Origin of the sequence: Ktedonobacter racemifer DSM 44963 (assembly GCF_000178855.1) — a bacterium.
Lineage (GTDB): Bacteria > Chloroflexota > Ktedonobacteria > Ktedonobacterales > Ktedonobacteraceae > Ktedonobacter > Ktedonobacter racemifer.
The window spans coordinates 609264-630887 of the sequence record NZ_ADVG01000001.1 but is presented as its reverse complement, the minus strand read 5'-3'; the positions used below and the strand labels follow the sequence as shown (position 1 = coordinate 630887).

Below are 21624 nucleotides of genomic sequence, written 5' to 3'. Positions count from 1 at the left end.
GGAATGCGGACAACCCTATGTCACTGTTCGCGATATCGGTCTGCAATCTCCTGGGCCATCTGCTGAACCAGACTGCACAAGTCAGGAGGGGCGAGCACTTCAGCATCAGGACCAAAGCTGAGTAAGAATCGGGCAAGCCAGTCATTTTCGGCTGGGGGCCACCGAAAACAGAGGAGTCCTTCCTCCTCGCCGAGTGGTTGGATGGCTTCACTGAAATACGGATTACGCTCCATCATGAGGAGACCACGGGCAGTCAGTCGAATACGGACTTCCGGGTGTGAGGGGTGCTTGTAAGGGAGCCGGGAGGGCAAAGGCGCAGGGTGTTCCGGTGGCTGGGTCGTACTCACAGCAAGAAAGCGATCAACGCGATACGTCCGTTCTTCTTGATGGTCTTGTGAATACGCTTCGCAGTACCAAAATCCTCCTGTGGAGTAGAGGCGACGGGGAAAAATAGTTTGCTGAGAAGTTCTTCGCTCGGAACGATAGGTGACACGGAACCATTGTCCGCGGCGTATCCCCTCGAGAAGCTGTTCAATAAACGGCGTGGCATAGGTCCGCGCCGGAATAGCAAACTGAAGCGCTTGGAGCCACTGCTCTGTCTCCTGGTGATGCTGGGCGGGAATCAGGGCCTGGATTTTGGCGAGCAAGGACTCTCGTTCCTGCTGAAAAGGCGTCTCGGCGAGTTGAGAGATACTGCTCAGCGCGAGACGTAACAGCAAGGTCTCATGAAAGGTCAATTGGAGGGGCGTCAAGGAGTAGTCTGGCATCAGCGTATAGCCACCGTTCACCCCCGCTTCGGTCACAATGGGGATGCCCATCTCACAGAGCGCCTCGATATCGCGAAACACGGTCCGTTTCGACACTTCAAAGCGGCGAGCAATCTCACTAGCGGTGCGTCTGCCTCCCTGGAGGAGCAAGACGATAGCGGTCAAACGGTCCATGCGATTCACTCTCGTTGCTCCCTCTCTTATCCAGTAATCTCTTCACAAGGCACAAAAGATGTGGTGCCTCGATGAAATGTTGGAAGATCGAGGCGCAAGCGACTTGGCGCAGAACACTCATGATTGTAGCAGGCACAGGGGGTCAACAGCAATCTGATAGGAATGACTTGGAGTGAAACCCGGTCTCAAGGGTTCAGTCCAATTATTCCCCCTTTCGCTCATTGACATCAAGGAAAGATTGCCGTTCTTGAAAAAAACTTGGCTCATTGTTTTTCCTTCTCTGTTCAGAACATATTCAGATGTACTCAAGCCCTTCCTGAAAAAGAAGCCCGCGTGCCTTTGTGAAGGCTTCTTCTCAGGACACTGGGAGGAAGATGAACCACTCTTCTCCCGTTGTGCTTCAGGCAGTGGGATGTAACTGGTTCTGCCTCTCGCTTCTCGGCGAATCTCCATCTAGGCTCCGCCATACCTCATGCCGCTATGGAGAGGCGTGGGTCTGCTCCATGAACGTGCTTAACTGAAGCGACCGCTCACATAGCTCTCTGTCTCTGGCTGTGTTGGATGCTGAAAAAGGTCAGCCGTCTGGCCATGCTCAATCAGCCGACCGCTGAGAAAGAAACCCGTAAACTGCGCAATGCATGTCGCCTGCTGCATATTATGTGTCACAATGACAATCGTGTAGCGCTCGACTAATTCATTGATCAGTTCCTCAATTTTCAGGGTGGCGATCGGATCAAGTGCCGATGCTGGCTCATCCATCAGCAACACCTCGGGTATGACAGCGAGTGCACGGGCTAGACACAGGCGCTGCCGCTGTCCACCGGAAAGGCTGAGTGCCGAGCTTTTGAGCCGGTCTTTCACCTCATCCCAGAGCGCCGCATCACGTAAACTCCGCTCAACCTGCTTTTTAATAACTTTTTTAGAATGCCCCTGTACACGGAGCCCATACGCAACATTCTCAAAGATCGATTTGGAAAACGGGTTGGGACGCTGGAACACCATGCCTATTTTTTGACGTAACAAGACCACATCCGTCTTTTTGGCGTAGATATTTTCTCCATCCATTATGGCTTCTCCCTCAAGCCGCGACTAGGGAATCAGATCATTCATGCGATTGAGGGTACGTAAGAATGTCGATTTTCCACTCCCCGAGGGCCCGATCAACGCAGTGATCTGACGTTCACGTATGGGCAGAGAGATGTCGAAGAGGGCTTGCTGCAATCCATAATAGAAGTCAGGGCAATCGCATCTAAATAAACTCATCAACGAAAAACAAGAAAGGGGGAGTGATACAATAGGTCAAAAAAGCAGGAGAGCAGAAGTTGGAAGAGAATACCCGGTCAGACCTGGAAAGTATCTTTGCCCAAGTGCAAGACCCTCGGATGGAGCGCACCAAGCGGCATCGATTGCGCGATATCATCATCCTGGCCATTTGTGGCGTCCTGTGTGGAGCGGAGGGGTGGGTGGAGATCGAGGAATTTGGGAAGGTCAAAGAGGCCTTTTTTACGGAGTTACTCGACTTATCCAATGGCATTCCCTCTCACGATACCTTCGGGCGCGTCTTTGCCCTCCTTGATCCCAAGCAGTTTGAAGCCAGTTTCCTTCAATGGGTTCAAGGGATCAGCCAAAGGGTTCAAGGGGTCATCGCCATTGATGGGAAAACGTCGCGCCGCTCGCATGATCGGGCCAACGGCAAAAAAGCGCTGCATCTGGTGAGCGCCTGGGCAGTCGAAAATCGCCTCGTGTTGGCGCAATTGGCAACGGAAGAAAAGTCCAATGAGATCACGGCTATTCCCTTGCTCTTGGAACAACTGGCCCGCGTATGGGTGCATTGTGACCATTGATGCGATGGGAACCCAGAGCAAGATTGCCCAGCAGATTGTCGAGCAAGAAGGGGACTATGCCCTGGCACTCAAAGACAATCATGGGGACCTGTTTGAGGAGGTCAAAGCCACCTTTGCTCTGGCAGAAAAGGAGGGCGTTGAAGCTCAGCACTGGGAGTTGGATCGGCAAGTGGAGAAAGGGCATGGTCGTTTGGAGATTCGTGAACATTGGACCCTGAGCGATCCAGCGATCCTGGCGCATCTGAACCCAGAGGGCAAGTGGAAACGCTTGCAAGGCATTGGGGTCGTTCGAGCTGAGCGGCGGATGCAAGAGAAGACGACGAAAGAAACACGCTACTTCTTGCTCAGTTTTTCCTCCGTCAAAACGTTTGCGACCGCCGTCAGAAGCCACTGGGGGATCGAAAACAGTCTGCATTGGGTGCTCGATGTCGCTTTTCGGGAAGATGAATCGCGTGTGCGGCTTGGTCATGCCGACGAAAATCTCGCGGTGCTGCGTCACATCAGTTTGAATCTCTTGCGCCAGGAGAAATCTTCTCGCGTTGGCATCCATGCCAAGCGTCTCAAAGCTGGCTGGGACAACTCGTATCTTCTTCGTGTTCTAGATGGGGTTAATTAGATGCGATTGCCCTGTAATAGAAGTTGGCATGCTTGACCTCAATTTTGCATGGCTCATTGGGGCGAAGATGCTGCTGCGGCGTTCCCTTGCGAATAGCAAGTTGCAAGGACGTCCCAATCTGGTTCTCGGGTTTGCTCTCAACTTTCTTGCTCTCCAACTCGGCTTCAACCTGCATATACTGAAGGCCAGGATGGCTCTTGCTCTCCATGAAGTCGCTTCCCTTCTCCTTTGCTCACAGTGCCGCCATCATGGCTTGCACAACGTGGATCTCATCCTGGTTGATGGTATGGCCCATGTTGGGATACAAGCGCGCCGTCACCTGTCCTCCCATCCGTTGCAGCACTTGAGCGGAGTATTCAACCCGCTCTTTGGGAATGTGGAAATCCCTCTCACTACAGCCGAGAAACATGGGTGTCCCATCGAACGAACCAGGATAGTTTCGTGGCGTACCATCCGGCCCGATGAGGCCACCGCTCAAGTCAGAACGTTTCGTTCCATATGTTCCTCCTAGTGCAATCGTTCAAAAGAAAGTAGGAAAGTAGCCGATATGAGAAGGTATGCAACCCATTTTCATTCGACCACTCACCGAACCCGAGCGAGCCCATATCGAGGCTCGCTTACGCTCCGGCTCAGCCTTTGTGCTACGCCGTTGCCAGATCCTTCTGGCTTCAGCCCGTGGAGAGCGAGCCATCGCCATTGCGCGGCAACTGGGCTGCGACGACCAGACGGTGCGCAATGTGATCAAAGACTTCAACGAGCAGGGGCTCGACGTGCTCAAGAAGGAGTCCTGTCGCCCTCATCGGCTACGCACCAGCATTGCCGACGAGAATCTGCCAGCCCTGCGCGATCTGCTGCATCGCAGCCCGCGCGATTTTGGGATCGCGCGCAATCTCTGGTCTCTCCCACTGGTGGCGCAGATCTGCTTGTCACAAGGACTCGTGGCTGCCCCGACCACTGCTGCCAGTGTCCGCCGTGCGCTCAAGCGCTTGGGGGTCAGTTGGAAACGCGCCCGCGCACTGGATCACCAGCCCCGATCCGCAGTATGCACGAAAAAAAAGGCTCGTGACCGCTTGATCGCGTACGCTCAACCCCGCTCTGATTGGGCCATTGGCTTCCTCGACGAGGTCTGGTGGAGCCGATTTGCTCTTCCACGCCTTTATGCCTGGCAAGACTCCGAGCACCCCGTCCGTTTGGTTGAGCAATCCTGGCAAAAGAATGATCCAGACCCAAAAGCATTGGCGTGCTATGGGGTTCTCTGGCAAAAGGGAACCACGGAGGAACCCGTGCGAGAGCAGATGTGGCTTCGTTTTGTCACAGGACGCCCGGTGAGTGAGATCACCATCCAGTTTCTGGACTGGTGTTGTCAGCAATTGGCCGCACAAGGCAAACGTCAGTGGCTCCTCATCTGGGACAACGCCTCCTGGCATGAAAGCCGCGAGAGTGCGCACCTGGATCAGAAAACACAACCTCGCGGTCAAACAAACGGGCGAAGGGGTACGGATTTTGCCTTTCCAACTGCCCACCAAAAGTCCCTGGCTCAATCCAATTGAGCCCAAGTGGGTCCATGGCAAACGCAATGTGGCCGAAACCAATGGGTTGCTTTCGGCTCATCACCTCGCTGAGCGGGTCTGTGCCTATTATGGGTGTGCATATGAGCCACATTTATCTCTTTCCGAAAAGGTTTCGTAATCTTGCACTAGGTACTCTGCGATACTCTGCTCCGCTTGTGTTGTCTCGGATAAGAATAGGCAGTATAACACATACATACAAGCTTATTGGATAAGCTTGTATGTACCTCTCTTCAAGCACACGGTTGTTGTTTAGGGGAGGTTAGGCAGTAATTTCTTTAGCCTGATCAACAGTCATGGGAGCGTTGTAGATTGGCGAGCCAGGTTGCTGGCGGCGTCCACCTTCATGCAGGAAGCCGGTATCAACTGCGGCAAAGCCAATGTCTTCGATCAAGTGGGCGACGACCTCTTTCGCTTCTGAGTCGTCTCCCGCGATGAAGAGGACAAGGCGCTTTTCTGGTATGCTACTGCCGCCGGTTTGCAGTGTTTCGAAATACATGGTGTTGAAGGCTTTGACGAGGCGAGCACCTGGCATCAATTTCAAGATCTCTTCACTGGATGTGGTCTCTCCCAGTGGAGCGGGCTGGAAATTCCCATCTCCATCTGTGGCATAGGCATTGATTGCATCTATGACAATTTTATTTTCAAATAGTTGGGCATTAGGTAGACTGTTACGCTGCGTCCAGCGTATAGCTAGCAAGATGACCTCACCAAATTTAATAGTATCTTCAACGGTAGCTGCTTTGGCGTTTGGGCTGATTTCCGCAACCAGTTGCTTCAGCGACTCTGGTCCTTTGGTATTGCTGATAGCTACTTGATGTCCCGCCTGAGCAAACAATTTTGCCACAGTGGCGCCAATGTTTCCAGCTCCGATAATACCTATGTTCATTGTTAATGCACTGCCTTTCTAAATCTACTCAAATGTGCTTATCCACCCTCGAATAGATTCAATTGCTGCACTTGGCCCTCACAGGAAGTCCCCATGACTTCTACGCCGCTTTGGGTCGCCTGCAGCACATCGCACTCAGGACGAGCCTGAGTGTATGGCCCTCGCCGGGCAAAGAACCTCGTCAAGATGTTGACAGCACTGTTCTCATCTCGATCCATGACGAGTCCACATTCCGCGCACTGATACGTTCTTTTCCACAGGGGCATGGCGTGCAGATTCCCACAGCCACTACACTGCTTGGACGTGTTGCGCTCATCTACGAACTGAAGCCCTTTCCCATACAACTGGCATTTATAGGTGAGCATCTGGACAAAGGCATACAGGCCCCAGTCGTTGTAGACTGCCCGATTGAGCGTCCTGTTGCGCTCCTGATGCTCTTTCATGACCATCTGCCGCTGAGAAAGATCGCCCACGACGACAGTTCTCTCAACCAATCGTCGTGCGATGAGATGCGATGCCTTGTGCAGGCTATCGCGCTGTTTGTTGCGCTTCCTCTGCGACACGCGCTTGTACACCTTGCTCAGATGAAGATAACGACGGGACTTCTTCTTGCACTTGCCGCGTTTCGAGCGAAGCCGATCCAACTGCTTGTTGTACCAACGCGAGCCTTTGAACCCACCGATGTGATAGATTCGGCCCTCTTGCGTGACCCCAGTTGCCAGCGTCTTGATGCCCAGATCGAAAGCCACGGTGTTGCCATCGCGTTTGGCTTGCTCGGGCTCTCGGTAGCTGAAAGAGGCGTAGTAGTTACCTCTGCCATCGCGACTAATAGCCACCTCTCGAAAGCCTTCGGGAGGCAGTTCGGTGAGGTGAGCACGGATGGCAGGAAAGCGTTTGTGCTTGCCCTTGCCTCCTGTGGGCAACGTGAGCGTGTTTCCCTCAAGCGTGAGATACATCGCCGGATAACAGAGGGTAAAGAAGCCATGGCGAGGGCGCACGCGGGGAAAGCCTGGCGTTTCCCCATTGGCGACGCGACGAAAGAAGGCTCGCATGGCCCCATCCAGGCGATAGTACACTTCCGCAAGCAATTTCCCATAGACCAGATTAAGTTCAGGATCATGGGCACGGCTCTCGGCCAGCGTTTTCTTGCAGGCGTTGAATCGCCACTTCTCACCGTCTCGCAGTTTCATCACCCACCAATTGTAGAGGCCTCTGCATTTTCCTTGCATGAACTCAAGGGTGGCCATGTCTTGCTCGCTGAGGTCAAGTTTGATTTTTTTGCAGAGGAGCATGAAGACCCCTTCCCTTTCAACACCACACTGAGAGAGAGACGTCGCCTCTTTCGCGAGAAACATCAGATATTATGGTTTAGAACACTTTTTCTTATCTGGTACGTGTAGCATACCATGCTATTGTCTCTCTGTCAACGCCTCCAAAGGTGTACAACAAGCGCACCTTTAAGCAGAGTCGCGCACATTTTCGATTGCTGTTCTTACGCTCCTTTTGACGTCTGGATATTCTAACTCGTTGCGCATTCCGTGGGAAGAAGAGTCCTCTTCTTCCCAGGTAAAATATGAGAGTTATTCGTTGCTATTCCATTGTTGAGTGATGAAGGCGAGAGCCATCTCGGTCACTTCCTGCCAGCCATTATCTATTTGGACTTCGCTTCCGATGGTCTTGCGGCCAAAAAACAATCACTGTCATCAGAAATTTCCTTGATTCAATAAGCTGTACCTCCTTCGGTTGGTTTCTCTGCTCCCCAAACACGTTAGCCACTCGCCTTCTGCTTGCCTATCTGCTATGACAGGGGGCAAAACATCAAAGGGAGGGCCTGGAAGCACATGAGAGGTCTCCTGCCCTCCTATGTCAACGGTGACTCGCATGTGTCAACGGTGACTCGCATGTGTCAACGGTGACTCGCATGGAGCACATCCGACAGAAATCAGTATACTGGCAGAGGTCGAGGAAAACAATATCCAACCGTCCCATTTCCTGTCCCTTCCTGCAGTCCTTGAAAGGAATCTATTCATGAGTTGGCCCTTGCACGGGGAGCCAGATTATGTCTTCGGCCAGAGGATGCTGACCCTGCGGACCAGCATTGGGCTGACACAGGAGGGCCTGGCGGCGGCCTTGGGCATCACGCGCAAAACCATTGGCCGCTGGGAGGCAGGTGAGATGTACCCCAAAGCCACTCACCTGCAAGCCCTGCTGGCGTTCGCCCTGCAGCACGGCGCATTTGCAGCTGGGCAGGAGGAAGAGGAAATTCGAGCCTTCTGGCGAGCGGCCCACCAGAAGGTGCTGCTCGATGAGACGTGGCTGCAGGAGTTGCTCAGCCAACCAGCCATGCCTGGGAGCGAAGGTGCGGCGCAACAGCCCTTGAGCGCTGGCCTGTCCAACCCATCGGCTCCTGGAAGCGGGCCACGGGTGGATTGGGGAGAGGCGCTCGATGTACCCAGCTTCTATGGACGCGAGGAGGAACTGGCCTTGCTCGCACGGTGGATCGGAGAGGACCGCTGCCGGGTGGTCAGTGTGCTGGGCATGGGCGGCATTGGCAAGTCGGCGCTGGCCATCACGGTGATGCACCAGGTGGCCAGGCAGTTCGAGGTTGTCATCTGGCGTTCCTTGCGTGATAGTCCCACCTGTACCGCGCTGGTGGAGAGCTGCTTCCAGGTGCTTGATCCACAAGCGAAGTCGGCAGGTTCTCCTGGTGCTGGACAATGCGGAGACCCTCCTGGAGGAGGGGACTGGCACAGGTCGCATACGTGCAGGCGCACCAGGCTATGCCCAACTCCTTCGACTCATGGGGGAAACCAGGCACCAGAGTTGCCTGTTGCTGACTAGCCGGGAGAAACCGGCGGATCTCGTGCCCCTGGAAGGCAAGCGCTCGCCAGGTCGTGCTTTGCGTCTGGCTGGACTGGACGACCTGGCGAGCGCTCAGATCCTGACAGAGAAAGAGGTGGTGGGTTCCCCGCAGAACCTGGCGCGCCTGGTCGAGGTGTACCAGGGCAACCCGTTAGCTTTAAAGATCGTGGCGCAGACCATCGTGGAGCTCTTCGGGGGCGAGGTTATCCCGTTTCTGAGGCGAGGCGGTCTTTGGGGGGGGGCGAGCACTGCTGGACGAGCAATATGCCCGCCTCTCGGCGCTCGAGCAGACCGTTTTGGGCTGGCTGGCCATTCTGCGCGAGCCGGTGAGCCTGGAGGAGCTCCTCTGCGCGTTGGTGGCCCCGCTTGCGCCTCTGCAGCTGTTGGAAGCCGTGGATGGGCTGCGCCGGCGCAGTCTCATCGAGCGGGGGCAACGGGCTGGCAGCTTTACCTTGCAGTCGGTGGTGCTGGAGTACGTGACCGACTGGCTGGTCGCCACGGCCAAACAGGAGATCGAGCACGGCAGGCTCCGGCTGTTGCGTGAGCATGGCCTCTCGCAAGCCCAGGCCAAGGAATACGTGCGACAGACGCAGGAGCGGTTGCTGCTCACTCCCCTGCTGGATCTCCTCAAGACCGTGTACCGGGAGCGAGCCGAGGTGGAGGAGCGCTTGCGCGAGCTGCTTTCGACGGTGCGCGCATGGGATGAACAGGCCCAGGGGTATGGCCCGGCGAACCTGGTGACGCTGCTGCGGCTGTTGCGCGGGGACCTGCGTAGGCTGGATCTCTCGCACCTGGCCCTGCGCGGCGTGCATCTGCAAGGCGTCGAGATGCAAGATGCGACCCTTGCCGGTTCGCATCTCCAGGAGAGCGTCTTTCGGGCCATCACCGCAGTCGCCATCAGCAAGAGCGGACAGTACTGGGCCGCCGCTAGTGGGCGCGGGGAAGTGCGGGTGTGGCGCGAGACAGGCCAGACCTTGCACCTGGTCTGGTCGGCGCATGCGGACAGTGTCTGGACTCTTGCCTTCAGCCCGGACGAACGCCTGCTCGCCAGCGCGAGCTGGGATGGGACCATCAAGCTGTGGGACGTTGAAAGCCGTGCCTTGCTCTGGGCAGGTTGGCATACCAGCGCCATCGTCTGCCTGGCCTTTTCCCCCGATGGAGACCTGCTCGCCAGTGGGGGACATGATGCCAGCATCCGAGTCTGGGACCCGAAGCTGGGCACTCTCCTCCAGGACGTGCCCCATCCCGGTGCGGTCTGGGCGCTGGCCTGGAGCCCCGATGGGCGCAGGCTCGCCAGTAGCGGCTCTGATGGACACATTCAACTCTGGAAGAGGCAACCGACTGGACTGGCTCACGACTGACAGACACTCACTGGGCATAACAACTGGGTGCGGGGACTTGCCTTTTCCCCCGATGGAGGCAGGTTGGCGAGCAGCGGTGATGATGGAGCGATTGTGCTCTGGGACCTCGAACGAGGCAAACCTCTTCGAACGCTGCGGCGGGATCGCCCCTACGAACGGCTCGACATCACGGGCATCCGGGGGCTCTCCGACGCACAAAAGGCGTCTCTGCGCACGTTGGGAGCGTTCGAAAAAGCGTCTATCGGCGAGAGCACATGCGTGCTCTTTTCGATGAAAGAGGGATGGCGACGGGAATCCTCCTGCCGAGATGTCTCATAACCCACGGGGCGCGCAACGAGATGTTTGCTCTCGTCATGAGCTCCGGACCAGCCTTGAGCGATTTGGGCTCTTGCGTCCTGGAACTTGGGTCCAAGAAGGTATCAGCAAGCGAGCAAGAAGAATAAAATGGCTTGTCGTAACCATTCATGCTATACAATCTGCTTGTTGCATGCTCGTTGCGCAACCTCGTTCTAGAAAACGTTGCCCATCAGACCCACGAGATGCGCAACGAGATGGCAAGGGCGGGGAAGATGGCCTGCCATGCAGTTTGAAGACAGTTTGCTCTCGTTGTCCAGCAACGGTCAGGTGAGGCTCACGCGCGTCGCAAAGAGGCCAGCGAGGGAGACCAGAAGAGTTAGCCAAGTTGAGCCATCCTCAGGCGATGCAGAGGCCGAGAGCAGTAGCAAAGGCCTCTGGTATTCCGAAGAGTTTGATTGCGACATCTGGGGCTGCTGATCTGCGAGCATTGCGTGTCAGACGCTCAACCCAGGAGAGACGGTAGTGTGCTCGTTCTGCACGGGAAAGCAGTCGAACTGGCGGAGGCTGAGCCGATGGGGTCATTTCAGTGAGTTGGATATCGACCCGCTGGTGATGAAGGAGCCTCACCACTTCTCATCGCAAATCTACATACAGTCTACGCAAGTCTGGTGCTTCTGCGGCAGGAGGAAGGACCAGAACTGCTGGTGGCCGGGTGTACTGAGCAAATACGACAGCGAAAGGACGCTATGCTGATAGCGTATCGTCAAATGGAATCCTCAATTGATGAACTGGGTCAGCAGGTTGAAGAGGAACGACAACGGATTGATGTGGCACTTCATAAATATGGCGACTCGGAGAAGCTGAGATAATGTATTGCGAATGTCTCACAGAGGCTTTTTCTCATCCTTCTTCAAGTACATGACCAATTTTGTCAGAGTGCGCTTTCAACCCCGGCGCTGTATACTATCGGCACGAATAGCCTGTTACTTGCTACATAAATTGAGCAAGCAAAATATGATATACTGTTGCTGAGGCAAAAAGTATACAAAGGCGTGTTCTTGCCTGTTGGCATGAATAGTGTGTAGACGCAGTGCCGCGTCATTGCAGAGATAGAGTGCAAAGATGCATATATCGAGTGATCCTCCCAGGTACGTGTAAGTAGCTTTACATGTTATCTCTCATCCACTATCTATACAATGCATGCTTTCGCTGACTCTCAGCCCCTCGCTGGTCTTGACAACTAGTTGTCTCGTCGTATTTTTGTCTGTTCAGCGGACAAAAGGCCTATTTGCAAGAAGTATAGAGGAGCAATGGCATCGCGCTCGGTAAAAGCCACATGAACTTGGACTCCTATGCGTATATTTGATGCCCGCAATATTGATCTTCGTCAATATATTTCGCATGAGGAAAGGATTACTCGATGTGCAACAATTGTGAGGATGAAGGGAAGCAGCCTCAACAGCAGGAAATACGACGCCGAACTCTTTTGAAGACGGGTCTGGGTGTTGTGACTGCTATGGGCCTGGGAGGCCTGCAATTTTTAACGTTGGCTCCCCACGCCTCGGCTCACACCCTAGATGGTGCCGTACCCGAGATCATCAGTTGTGACGAGTGGGGGGCACGTTCACCCTCTTCACCCATAACGGTGCTGAATAAGAAGGCAACGAAGATCCTGGTGCATCATACTGCTTTCCCTAATGTGACTGATTACTCGCGCGACCAAGCTATCAAGTTGGCACATGATATCCAGAATTTACATATGGACACGAATGGCTGGATTGATACAGGCCAGCACTTCACTGTGAGCCGTGGTGGGTATATCACTGAGGGGCGCCATCGCAGCCTGGAAGTACTCCAGACTGCGGACCGCTTTGTGCAAAGCGCGCACTGCCCGTATCTCAACCAGGAGGCCATCGGTATTGAGAACGAGGGCACCTATATCGATGTTCTGCCTCCCGAAGCGCTGTGGAACTCCCTCGTCGATCTGTGTGTGTATACCTGTCAGCAGTACGGGTTTGGCGCGAACGTCATCTTTGGACATTGGAACTTCCAGGAAACTGATTGCCCGGGTATCATGTTCTACAGCAAATTCCCGCAGTTGCGCCGCGAGGTAGCGGCAAAACTGGGACAGGGTATGCCCGAGCGCACCTGGGTCGATCTGCGTTGGGGAGTTCGTGGTGATACCGTTCGAGCGTTGCAGTATGTCTTGCGCGCCCAGGGCAGCGATATCATGATTAGCGGTACCTATGATGATCCAACCTATAAGCTCGTGACAGCCTTTCAGAGTGCTAAGGGCATTGCTCCTGATGGGTACACGCGCAATGACACCTGGGAAGCGCTGGTGGGTGCTATTCGCCTCGATAACCAGAGTCAGGGCGACTATGTCAATGCCGTGCAGGTCATTCTTAAGCGCAATGGCTATGATGTCACCGTCAATGGCCAGTACGACCATGCAACCATGAAGGCGGTCAAACAAGTGCAGTCGCTGCACCTGTTTCCCCCAACTGGCAAGGTTGACCTGAATGCCTGGTGTGCCATTATTGGTGGCGTACTCAGTCGCGGTTAATATCCCTGAGTGCTACGAACATATTTCCTGAGCGAGAGATGGCTCCTCTGACAGTTGTCTCTCGCTCTGTGTTTTCAAAAGCGCGGGAGAAAGCCCCAGTGAGTTTTGATAGTAGATGCCACGAAAAGGCTAAAGGTGCATAGCGTATAAGGTGTCAGTGCCTATCTGAAGACTCCCCGTGCGAAAGCAGCGGGGGTTCTGAGCGTTCCGTCCACGCTTCCAGCCTCCCTGCTTGGGCAAGGAACGCTGGCTCTTGTGTGGGTCCACTCAGCGTTTTGGGCAGACGCGCTCCGGCAATCTGGAGATGCCAAAGCTTCGGGGCAAGATCTTGTTGTAGATTTTGTTTTTGCACTGGAGTGATGTGGGATTTTACCCCTGGGAACGTGATTTACTCGCCTCCGGGCGCCTTTTGCACCTACTTTTCATGTATTGGAAATTTCTGGAATGGGCATGGCTACGTTGAGGAGTGCCAGGATGGGATGTATAGCAAGTCTGGAGGTATCCATTTTGTATAAGCAACCATCACAAAGTATCATCATCTCTTGCATATCTCAAGCAGATAGAGTATACTTGGATGTATGAAGTTATCGAGTTATGCCAAGAAGATTGGGATCAGTTATGACAGCGCCTGGCGTATGTGGAAACGCGGCCAGATTCCCGGCTATCAATTGCCCACCGGCACCGTGATCATTGATCCGCCAGAGCTTCGCTCGGTTCCGGTCCACGCCGTCGCTGTGTATGCTCGTGTTTCAAGCAGCGAAAACAAAGACAATCTGGAAAGGCAAGCCGAGCGGCTGGTGACCTGGTGCAATGCCCAAGGCTGGTCGGTCAGCAAAGTCGTCAAAGAGTGCGGCAGTGGCATCAACGATCAGCGGCCCAAGTTTCTGGCGCTGCTGGCAGATCCCAAAATCGGGCAGATCGTGGTTGAACACAAAGATCGCGCTTCTCGCTTTGGCGTGGCCTATATTCAGACCTTGTTGGCTATGCAAGGACGGAAACTGGTCATCGTCAACACCGCTGATACTGCCGAAGATGATCTCATGGGCGATTTTATCAGCATCATTCCCTCGTTTTGCGCTCGTCTTTATGGTCGCAGACGAGCCAAACGCAAGACGGAACAAGTGCTAGCGGCTTTGCAGCAGAATGGACCCGCCCGTGAGCAAGAAGCCCCAAAAAGCCTCGCTTGATGAGAAAAAAAAGCGCAAGCGCAAAAAGAAGACGAAGCAGACCATCACTCGAGCGGTGACCCATATCCGTCTCATTGAGGCCAATCCTGGCAAACTTGAGGCGCTCGATCAGCTTGTGGCGGTTTACTTGCCGCTGTGCCAACAGTACACCACCCTGTTTTGCGAGGCCGAGACAAGCCCGGACAAGTACCAAGAAACCGTCTTCAAAACCGATCTTTCCGACCGCTTGCATCGAGTGGCAATACAGCAAGCCGCAGGCATTGCCAAAAGCGTTCGCACCAATCGAGCGAACGCCTATCAGGCATACCTGGAAGATGTGGCTGATTACGCTCAGGCCAAGGCTCAGGCTCAGGCGGAAGGCCGGATGTCCGCCTTCAAACGCCGCGAACCGACCTGGACCGAATGGGATCTCCCTGTGCTGCGTGTGCCAGTCATCCAAGCCAATGTCAACGTGGTGGTGGTCGAGAAGTCGGAGGACTCCACGTTCGACTACTGGCTGCGCGTGTCCACCTTAGATGTCGGGAATCCGCTTCGAGTCCCAGTCAAACTCGCCTCCTATCACAAACGAGCACTCGAAGGCCGCACGCTCAATGCATCCACAACACTTCACAAGCGCAATGGAGTCTGGTGGCTGACGCTCTCCTTTGACGAGGACGTTCCTCTTCAAACCAAGCCTGACGCCCCTACAGTAGGCGTCGATGTGGGCATTGCCCATTTCCTCACGACCTCCACCAATAAAGAGTATGGCAGTTTTCATGGCAAGATGGCCCGACAGCACAAGCACGATCGGGAAAAGCGTCGCCGCAAGGCGAAACTGCGAGCCTGTCTGGAAAAGAAAGGCGTCCCAAAGGGCAAGCTTCCTTCGACAAGTTCTGAAACGTCGCAACGCTTGAGCCGTCACGTCAAGCAAGAGATCAACCGGGCGGTCAATGCGTTGGTCAAAGATCATCGAGATGCCAGACTCATTTATGAGGACCTCAATGTGGCCTCGATGCGCTTCAAAGCAAGGGTGATGAACAGTTATCTGTATGCTTCTCACCTGGGGCATATCCCAGAGCAGCTGGCCTGGGCCGCCGCCAAACAGGGCATGGCAGCCCACACGGTCCGAGCCGCCTATTCCTCTCAGGAATGCCCCCGCTGCCATTATGTCGATCGCGCTAATCGGCCGAACCAGAAAACCTTCAAGTGCCTGGTCTGTGGTTACGCAGACCAGGCCGACCGCAAAGCCGCACAGACGCTCGCGGGACGCTGGGGGGATCGGAAACTGGCGGCATGTCGCTCGACCTCGGAGGTCAAGGCGCTCCTCATGACGCGGCATGAAGCGTGGAAACAGCAGAATCAGCAGAGGATCCAGGATGCCGGGCCTCCCGTCCAGTTGAGCTTCTGGGATCCCCCAGAGATGTTCCTGGAATCATCTCACGAGTGAGCATCTCTCAGTAGAGAGAGGTGCATAGGATGCTCGTAGTGCATCCTCCCGCCTAGTCCGCTGTTTGGTAAACAGGCGTAGGTTAAAGTGAGAAGGATAATCATTGCAATAGATGGTTATGCTTTGATCAACTATTAGTGGAAGCTGTTCGCATCATGGAGGGGATATTCAACCACTCTATTCGCACCAATAAATATGTGACGATTCCCCACGGCTCAAGGGGAGCGGCAAGTTTTTTGCGCGAGGCCGAGTCCAGGAAAGATACAAGAGAGCCATCAGCAGGATCACACTGGAAGACCTTCTGCCTTCAGAAACCGCTCGAACCAAGCTACCATGTACTGACGGGAGGGTTCCCACAGGTGTGGTAAAAGCCTATGACCAACATCAGGATATTCCAGGTAGCACAACCGATCTGGAGCAGTCGCATAGAGTGGTGCAAGCTGCTCGTGGAATGCACGGATGGATCGGGCTGGCACTGCCTCGTCCTTCTCAGCAGCTTGGGAAAACAGAGCAACCGGGAAAAAGCGCTCTGCATGTCGGTGTGGACTCTCGGGCCAGGGTAGTTCCCATTCTGGAGAGCCAAGGATGGGGGTGGCCACACGCAAACGGGGCTCGTTGACGATGGCGGCGTAAGTGATTTCGCCGCCCATCGAGATTCCTCCGATGCCCAGATGCTCGAGGTGTGCCCACCCGCAGGAGAGGAGTTTATCAACAATCATTGGCACTTCGGCAGCCGTCTGGCGCACAATTGTCAGGTAGTGAGCCTCAGTGGCTTCCGGTTCCCTTGCCCAGCGTTCGTCATTGAACACCTCTGCGAAATGGGGGAAGCGTCGTTGCCCATGCCCAATAGCATCCAGGCTGATCACCAGAAATCCGGCTTGTGCGAGACTGATCGAATGAACTTCAATCTTCTCTTTATTTCCGCCAAAGCCGTGGTAGAACAACACCGTTCCCCGCTCGGCACATGTTTCTCTCGAAGTGTGGAAGTAGAGAAGGGCAGGAACAGAAGCAATGGTGGTAACTTCTTTTGTAAGAGGCATTCAGTAATCCTTTCTATTGGAGAGAATCCTGCTTGTTCAAACGCTTCAGATAGACGTTCGGTGTCTCTTGCTCAGGCCAAAAGATCGATGTCCTCATGTTCACAGATGATCTGCCCGAAGGCAAAATTCACGGCCCATCGTCCTGCCAGTGTGATCCTGCATTTTTTCGTACAGTTTTCCCCGTTAAGCCCTACCTGGGCTGAAATAGCTTCCAATCTTTCCTGCAGAGGGATCAGTGCATCTTTTTGTGATAGCTGTATGAAAAAATGGTATGACCCCACTTTTGGGGACTGCTTTGAGTCAAACTACCGTCATTGTATCATCCTAATCTGTCACTTTTCCGTCTCAATGTACTGTTTGTGTCAGGTAAGTGTATCGATCAAGCATGAACAGAAGGGCGTCAATATCTGCGAGAAGAACAATTCTCAGCAAAGAGAGTGGGGTATCATGACCAAGAACGACGAACAGCAGTTTGCAGGAGAACAACAGAGGCCACTGAGTCGACGACGTTTCCTCGAAGGGACCCTTGGCGCAGCCCTGGCATCCGCAGGCATCTACGAACTCATCGACACGCTTGTTCAGACACCTGAGTGGGTCGCTTTCGCGGTCAATCAGCCCTTACCACCGGAACAATATGCCATCCCAACCCCACGGCTCATCATGGACGATGGCTCTGGTGTTGCGAGTAGCATTGGCACCATCCCAGTCCTGATTCCCCCATTGCACACTCATGTCATTACGGCGGCAGTGAAGGTTCCGGCGAATGCAAAAGCCTTGCAGGAGGCTCAGCACCACCTGGAGTCCGTCATTGCGGGTCTGGAACTCCCCCTCCCAGTGTCTTGGGCATGGTGGTCGCCTGGGGACTTCCCTACTTCCAACATTACATCCCACGCCTGGGGAACTCGTCGCGTTTCTTCAAGGCGGGAACGCGCTACCCAGCGTATTTACCAGTTGATCTGATGACATCCAAACAGCGGGGCCAGACGGTCTATGCGATCCAGGAGGCGGGGACGTTCCCCAGTGACCAGTCCCCTGCTGGCTTTGGGCCAGTTCGCCTGGAGCAGAATGCGGTGGCCGTGTTACTGCGCAGTGACTCGCTGAACAACATCATGACAGACACCAACGCCCTCTTCGGGACGGGAAGCAACCAGACAGGTAGCCTGTTCCAAGTCACCAGTATCCGCAGAGGCTTCACCGGCGGCGGGCACACGGGGCAACAGAGTCTGGCGAGCAAACTCGCGCTGGCAGCCAATATTCCTGGCGCAAAGTCGATCCCTTTCCATGCGCCGATCTTCCTTGGCTTCACCACCACCGTCCAATCTGGGGAAAGCTCCATCCTCGTGTCGAATCTGGAGATGTTGCCCGGATGGACCGATCAGTGGCCCAACGGCTATTTCAAGTATGGGACGACGATGCCCCTCTCTCACCTGTATGAGGACCTGACTGCTTGGTACGGAAGTGGGGGTTCGCACAACTTTTCCACGTATGCGGATAGTGTCTGGGCGATGTTCCGGTCTAGATGGGCAGTGGGTGGGTGTCAATGAAGCCATGGATCAAGGAGGGGCCACCGTTGGTCCGCTCGTGGTCGCCCTGGTCTTATATCTCAATGGGGGCTATCGCAATGGCTTTGCCGTGCTGCTGAGTGTGATTCTGAACTGGTTGTGGTAAACAGCCAAAAGGGAAAACCTGTTGCGAAGTCTCACCATGACCGTGGCTTCTTTACGTATAATAGAGCTTTCACACAAAGTGCGGGAGAGCCTCAGAATGAGGAGATTTACACGTTGACTTTGCACATTTATATGTACTTCTACGAGTAGGTAACTTCCATCATCGAGGCGTCTTTGATCTCTAACGAAGTTACATGTGCAAGAAGATGTGGAGGAGCAACGAGATGAAACCCACCATCGATCAGACCACCTTTGGCTCAATTACCATTGAAGGAACTGCCTTCGCGCACGATGTGATGATCAGGCAGAGCGGTCAAGTAAAAAAGCGGAAGAAAAAATTATCTAAGGCCCTCTATGGTACATCGCACATCCTTTCCCAAGACGAGGCGAAATACGTCTATGAAAAAGGGACGAAACGGCTCATCATTGGCACGGGACAGTATGGCAACGTCAGGCTTTCTGATGAGGCAGCTGAGTACTTCCAGCAAAAACAATGCCAGGTGGATTTGTTGCCAACACCTCTGGCAATCCAAGCCTGGAATGAGGCCAACGGCACAGTAATTGGTCTGTTCTATGTCACTTGTTGAGTACAAAGCGCTTTTTCACACGTCACTGCGCTTCGGCGACGATGAGACTAGAAGGCCCTGAGAGAGGCAGATGCTCCACATAGCGCCAGTCACTTTGCGGCAGCCATGCGCGCACCTCTTCCTCGCTATATACATCGCCTTCGCCGGTTGCAACCAGAAACTCGCCAGCTATCAGCGCGGCAAACGGGGGGTGAGTATGGGTGGTGTCGGTCCAAAAATCGACCAGCAACAGGCGCGTACCAGCAGAAACAGATGCACGGAGGCGCTGGAGCAATTTCAGGTTCCGTTCTGGTGAGAACATATGCACAGTGTGGGCAAGAAGAACACAATCATAATCAGGTGGAAGGGGATCATGAAAGAAATCTCCTTCCACAACGGTGATCTGCTCAACCACAGAGGCCGTCACCAGGCGCTGGCGTGCCAGTCTTGCCACACATGGAAGCTCAAAGAGTGTGGTCTTGAGGGGAGGGTACTGGCCTAAGAGCGCTAGCAGAAACGATCCAGTTCCCCCACCAAGGTCGAGCACCTGATGATGGCAACCAAAGTCATAGGTGCAGGCAAGTGCCTGGGCAGCCCCACTGGTGATGGCTTCCACCCCTTCCGAGAAGATCTTGATTTGCTCTTCGTCCGCAGGTTCAAATGTGGCTTGACCGATACGAAGACGTGTTTCAAACTGCTGCCATGCTGGGTAGCTGATCTGGTTCCAGAAGCGCAGGAATGGACGGAGATCAGGAGAGGAACGCCCACTGAGAAAGGCGGCAGCCACCGCGCTATTCTGATAGCAGCAATGCTGGCATTCGACAAAGCCCAAGGCCACCATTGCATCGACGAGAATGCGCAATCATTGGTATGGAATCCCTATCCGTTGCGCCAAAAGCTCTAACGTCATGGGACTTGCGCAACTTCTATGGCGACCTCAAGGTCACTATGGAAAAGGCCGAAGCGGAGATGGACAGGGTGTAGGCTGCACGAAGGCGTGTACGTGGAATCGTTACCTGATACACGAAACCTAGAACCATTTTGGCAACATTGTAGGAGGAGTGCAGATGGAACCTTGAGGAACTCCGCTGTAAGTGGCGTGATAGCGCCAGTCCTCTAAATAGCCAGCATCTAGCATGGCTTGGATGAGGCGAAGAAAGCGTTTGTCCTCAATTTTCTTCGAGAGCAACTCCAGTAACAAATCATGTGGGATCGTGTTGAACGATCCCACAACTCAATACCCGGTTCAAGAACCCAGATGACACAAACCAGAGAGAGGTTGAAGTCATCGATCCCAGGCATCCCCTGTTCGGACGCCGCTTTCGCCTGGTTTCCATCATGTCTTCCCCTCATGGGGATGGGCACCTCTTCGTGGCGTATCGCGACTCGATGCTCTTGTGCCTTCCTCTGGCATACACTACACTGGCTCCGTCTCGGTCACCCGTTTCAAGTAAACTGACTGCTGAGAGTGTCACCGATCTGTTGAGTGTGGCCGAGGATTGCGAGGCTCTCCGTGATTGCGTCCATTCTTCCCTCTCAACTCTGGATGCGCTTGCCAGCTCACATGCAGCAAGGCATCAGAGACGATCTCTCCTTGGTTCTTCAGGAGGTGCTGTATGAGTACGTCCGTGAGCACAATGAACACCGTGACGCTCATGAAGAGCTCGTCCGAGTTGGTCACCCCACTCCATCTCCAAAAGAAAGCCCTGATCTACATCAGGCAGTCGACGTTGCATCAAGTGCTCACCAATCAGGAGAGCTTACGCCTGCAGTATGCCTTCCAGCAGCGTGCGCACAGCCTGGGGTGGCATCCCGAGGAGATTGAGGTTATTGATGCGGATTTAGGCTTGACAGGAGCTTCGGCGCAGCATCGCACCGGGTTTCAAGAGCTCGTGACCAAAGTGACATTGGGGCAGGTGGGAATGGGTAGGGATTTTGAGCTCAGCGCGAAACGTGAGCAACATTGGTAGCAAGGAGTATCCTTGTAGGAGAGCAGCAAAGGGAGATGCCTGCTTGATTATCTACTCATGATAGAGCCTTAACGCCTGAATCTCGTGCAACATGCGGCGCACATAGGTATATTTGAGTGGGATATCTTAATGAATGCCATTGTCTGGACGAAAGACGAGTTCATGGGCATTGTGAGCCATGGTTAGGAACACCAGTGACCAGCCTGAAGGTATTTGGTCAGGTGTTGCAAAACAGATTTCAAAAAGCCGATGACCAGAAATCTATAGATCTCTTGAAGAAGTACGATTCCTGGTATCGGGCTGGGGTTATATATCTTCGCTGAAATCATTAAGCGCCATGGGGGGCATATGTGGCTGGAGAGCGAGCCTGAGCAGGGATCAACATTCTATTTCAGCTTACCCCTGGTAAGAGAGCAGGAGCAAGCGAGCGATTTTTCTACGGAGAAGGAGCCTCAGCATGATTGAGCCGAAACGAATCGTCATTGCAGATGATGATCGGTTTATTCTTGAAGCGATGACTATGATCCTGGAGGACGAGGGGTATATCGTGGAGACGGTGCGCAATGGCGCGGAGGTTGAGAAGCACCTGGATGCGGGGGTGGGTGTTCTGCTACTAGACGTTAGAATGTCGGGCATGGATGGAAGTGAGTTGTGTAAACATTTCAAGAGCCAACCAGCAACCAGGCATATTCCGGTTATCCTCTTTTCGGCCAATAGAGAAACGCAACATATCGCCCAGGAGGCGGGGGCGGATGATTTTCTCGTCAAGCCATTTGAGTTGAGCTTATTGCTGGAAAAGTTGCAGCGATATATGTAGACGATGC

At 54.2% G+C, this 21624-nt stretch carries 23 protein-coding genes and 2 pseudogenes; 16 read left to right on the top strand and 9 right to left on the bottom strand.

The features are described 5' to 3' along the window. Window positions 1-20: 20 nt before the first annotated feature. Together KRAC_RS02935 and pstB are read right to left on the bottom strand one after the other, a co-directional pair. The gene (locus tag KRAC_RS02935; RefSeq protein ID WP_007904357.1) at window positions 21-941 is read right to left on the bottom strand and encodes a helix-turn-helix transcriptional regulator; all 921 of its coding nucleotides are present in this window, start codon (window positions 939-941) and stop codon (window positions 21-23) included. Between the two features lie 513 nt (window positions 942-1454). Then, window positions 1455-2204: pseudogene (pstB, locus tag KRAC_RS02930) on the bottom strand (phosphate ABC transporter ATP-binding protein PstB). A gap of 59 nt (window positions 2205-2263) precedes the next feature. Here pstB and KRAC_RS02925 point away from each other — a divergent pair. Further along, window positions 2264-3401: pseudogene (locus KRAC_RS02925) on the top strand (ISAs1 family transposase). Here the strand turns inward: KRAC_RS02925 and KRAC_RS02920 are convergent. Then, a complete protein-coding gene (locus KRAC_RS02920) occupies window positions 3394-3609 on the bottom strand; it encodes a hypothetical protein (protein ID WP_007904355.1) in 216 nt (71 codons plus the stop codon). The pseudogene KRAC_RS02925 and the gene KRAC_RS02920 overlap by 8 nt on opposite strands. Window positions 3610-3633: 24 nt before the next feature. Continuing rightward, window positions 3634-3879, bottom strand: a complete 246-nt coding sequence (locus tag KRAC_RS02915; protein WP_211221237.1) for an alpha/beta hydrolase — start codon at window positions 3877-3879, stop codon at window positions 3634-3636. Window positions 3880-3958: 79 nt separating this feature from the next. Between KRAC_RS02915 and KRAC_RS75360 the strand changes: the two genes are divergently transcribed. Then, complete coding sequence (locus tag KRAC_RS75360) at window positions 3959-4951, top strand: helix-turn-helix domain-containing protein (protein WP_007904354.1); 993 nt, start codon at window positions 3959-3961, stop codon at window positions 4949-4951. A 280-nt stretch (window positions 4952-5231) separates the two neighbouring features. Here the strand turns inward: KRAC_RS75360 and KRAC_RS02900 are convergent, their stop codons facing one another. Further along, window positions 5232-5858, bottom strand: a complete 627-nt coding sequence (locus tag KRAC_RS02900; RefSeq protein WP_007904353.1) for an NADPH-dependent F420 reductase — start codon at window positions 5856-5858, stop codon at window positions 5232-5234. A gap of 38 nt (window positions 5859-5896) precedes the next feature. After that, on the bottom strand, window positions 5897-7150 hold the full coding sequence (locus tag KRAC_RS60595; RefSeq protein ID WP_157506282.1) for an RNA-guided endonuclease InsQ/TnpB family protein: 1254 nt from the start codon (window positions 7148-7150) through the stop codon (window positions 5897-5899). Window positions 7151-7886: 736 nt separating this feature from the next. On the opposite strand from KRAC_RS60595, the gene KRAC_RS75355 reads away from it, so the two are divergent. The 4 genes from KRAC_RS75355 (at window position 7887) to KRAC_RS75335 (ending at window position 10399) form a co-directional block, all read left to right on the top strand. Then, window positions 7887-8699: a helix-turn-helix domain-containing protein gene (locus KRAC_RS75355; RefSeq protein WP_052567913.1), complete on the top strand. Its 813-nt coding sequence runs from the start codon at window positions 7887-7889 to the stop codon at window positions 8697-8699. Continuing rightward, window positions 8689-9264, top strand: a complete 576-nt coding sequence (locus tag KRAC_RS75350; RefSeq protein WP_244421944.1) for a hypothetical protein — start codon at window positions 8689-8691, stop codon at window positions 9262-9264. The genes KRAC_RS75355 and KRAC_RS75350 overlap by 11 nt, the downstream gene beginning before the upstream one ends. Beyond that, window positions 9182-10081 carry a WD40 repeat domain-containing protein gene (locus tag KRAC_RS75345; RefSeq protein ID WP_244422087.1) on the top strand — a complete coding sequence of 300 codons (900 nt, stop codon included), beginning with the start codon at window positions 9182-9184 and terminating at the stop codon, window positions 10079-10081. The genes KRAC_RS75350 and KRAC_RS75345 overlap by 83 nt, the downstream gene beginning before the upstream one ends. 63 nt (window positions 10082-10144) lie before the next feature. Beyond that, window positions 10145-10399 carry a hypothetical protein gene (locus KRAC_RS75335; protein ID WP_052567909.1) on the top strand — a complete coding sequence of 85 codons (255 nt, stop codon included), beginning with the start codon at window positions 10145-10147 and terminating at the stop codon, window positions 10397-10399. A gap of 375 nt (window positions 10400-10774) precedes the next feature. Here the strand turns inward: KRAC_RS75335 and KRAC_RS70650 are convergent, their stop codons facing one another. Next, entirely contained in the window at window positions 10775-11005 is a 231-nt protein-coding gene (locus KRAC_RS70650; protein ID WP_157506281.1) for a hypothetical protein, read from the bottom strand. Between the two features lie 119 nt (window positions 11006-11124). On the opposite strand from KRAC_RS70650, the gene KRAC_RS78070 reads away from it, so the two are divergent. From KRAC_RS78070 to KRAC_RS02870, 4 genes are all read left to right on the top strand, one after another. Beyond that, entirely contained in the window at window positions 11125-11247 is a 123-nt protein-coding gene (locus KRAC_RS78070; protein WP_274532077.1) for a hypothetical protein, read from the top strand. 551 nt (window positions 11248-11798) lie between these two features. Further along, window positions 11799-12944 carry a peptidoglycan recognition protein family protein gene (locus tag KRAC_RS02880; RefSeq protein WP_007904351.1) on the top strand — a complete coding sequence of 382 codons (1146 nt, stop codon included), beginning with the start codon at window positions 11799-11801 and terminating at the stop codon, window positions 12942-12944. Between the two features lie 578 nt (window positions 12945-13522). Then, window positions 13523-14131, top strand: a complete 609-nt coding sequence (locus tag KRAC_RS02875) for an IS607 family transposase (protein WP_007904349.1) — start codon at window positions 13523-13525, stop codon at window positions 14129-14131. After that, a complete protein-coding gene (locus KRAC_RS02870) occupies window positions 14100-15557 on the top strand; it encodes an RNA-guided endonuclease InsQ/TnpB family protein (protein ID WP_040441829.1) in 1458 nt (485 codons plus the stop codon). The genes KRAC_RS02875 and KRAC_RS02870 overlap by 32 nt, the downstream gene beginning before the upstream one ends. A gap of 284 nt (window positions 15558-15841) precedes the next feature. Here KRAC_RS02870 and KRAC_RS02865 read toward each other — a convergent pair whose 3' ends face one another. Beyond that, a complete protein-coding gene (locus KRAC_RS02865; protein ID WP_007904346.1) occupies window positions 15842-16597 on the bottom strand; it encodes a serine aminopeptidase domain-containing protein in 756 nt (251 codons plus the stop codon). A gap of 447 nt (window positions 16598-17044) precedes the next feature. Between KRAC_RS02865 and KRAC_RS74355 the strand changes: the two genes are divergently transcribed. The 3 genes from KRAC_RS74355 to KRAC_RS02845 all read left to right on the top strand — a co-directional run bounded on the left by KRAC_RS74355 (window position 17045) and on the right by KRAC_RS02845 (window position 18851). Then, a complete protein-coding gene (locus KRAC_RS74355; protein ID WP_040441827.1) occupies window positions 17045-17557 on the top strand; it encodes a hypothetical protein in 513 nt (170 codons plus the stop codon). Beyond that, complete coding sequence (locus tag KRAC_RS74350; RefSeq protein ID WP_007904344.1) at window positions 17557-18141, top strand: DUF7405 family protein; 585 nt, start codon at window positions 17557-17559, stop codon at window positions 18139-18141. The genes KRAC_RS74355 and KRAC_RS74350 overlap by 1 nt, the downstream gene beginning before the upstream one ends. A 347-nt stretch (window positions 18142-18488) precedes the next feature. Beyond that, complete coding sequence (locus KRAC_RS02845; protein ID WP_007904342.1) at window positions 18489-18851, top strand: Mth938-like domain-containing protein; 363 nt, start codon at window positions 18489-18491, stop codon at window positions 18849-18851. 22 nt (window positions 18852-18873) lie between these two features. Here the strand turns inward: KRAC_RS02845 and KRAC_RS02840 are convergent, their stop codons facing one another. Beyond that, complete coding sequence (locus KRAC_RS02840) at window positions 18874-19692, bottom strand: methyltransferase (protein WP_052567908.1); 819 nt, start codon at window positions 19690-19692, stop codon at window positions 18874-18876. A 754-nt stretch (window positions 19693-20446) separates the two neighbouring features. Between KRAC_RS02840 and KRAC_RS02830 the strand changes: the two genes are divergently transcribed. The 3 genes from KRAC_RS02830 to KRAC_RS02825 all read left to right on the top strand — a co-directional run bounded on the left by KRAC_RS02830 (window position 20447) and on the right by KRAC_RS02825 (window position 21617). Continuing rightward, window positions 20447-20800, top strand: a complete 354-nt coding sequence (locus KRAC_RS02830; protein ID WP_007904341.1) for a recombinase family protein — start codon at window positions 20447-20449, stop codon at window positions 20798-20800. A 285-nt stretch (window positions 20801-21085) separates the two neighbouring features. Beyond that, a complete protein-coding gene (locus tag KRAC_RS79240) occupies window positions 21086-21265 on the top strand; it encodes an ATP-binding protein (RefSeq protein WP_083814492.1) in 180 nt (59 codons plus the stop codon). Then, window positions 21258-21617, top strand: coding sequence for a response regulator (locus KRAC_RS02825; protein ID WP_007904340.1), 360 nt, complete (start codon window positions 21258-21260; stop codon window positions 21615-21617). Before KRAC_RS79240 ends, KRAC_RS02825 begins: the two co-directional genes overlap by 8 nt. Window positions 21618-21624 lie beyond the last annotated feature (7 nt).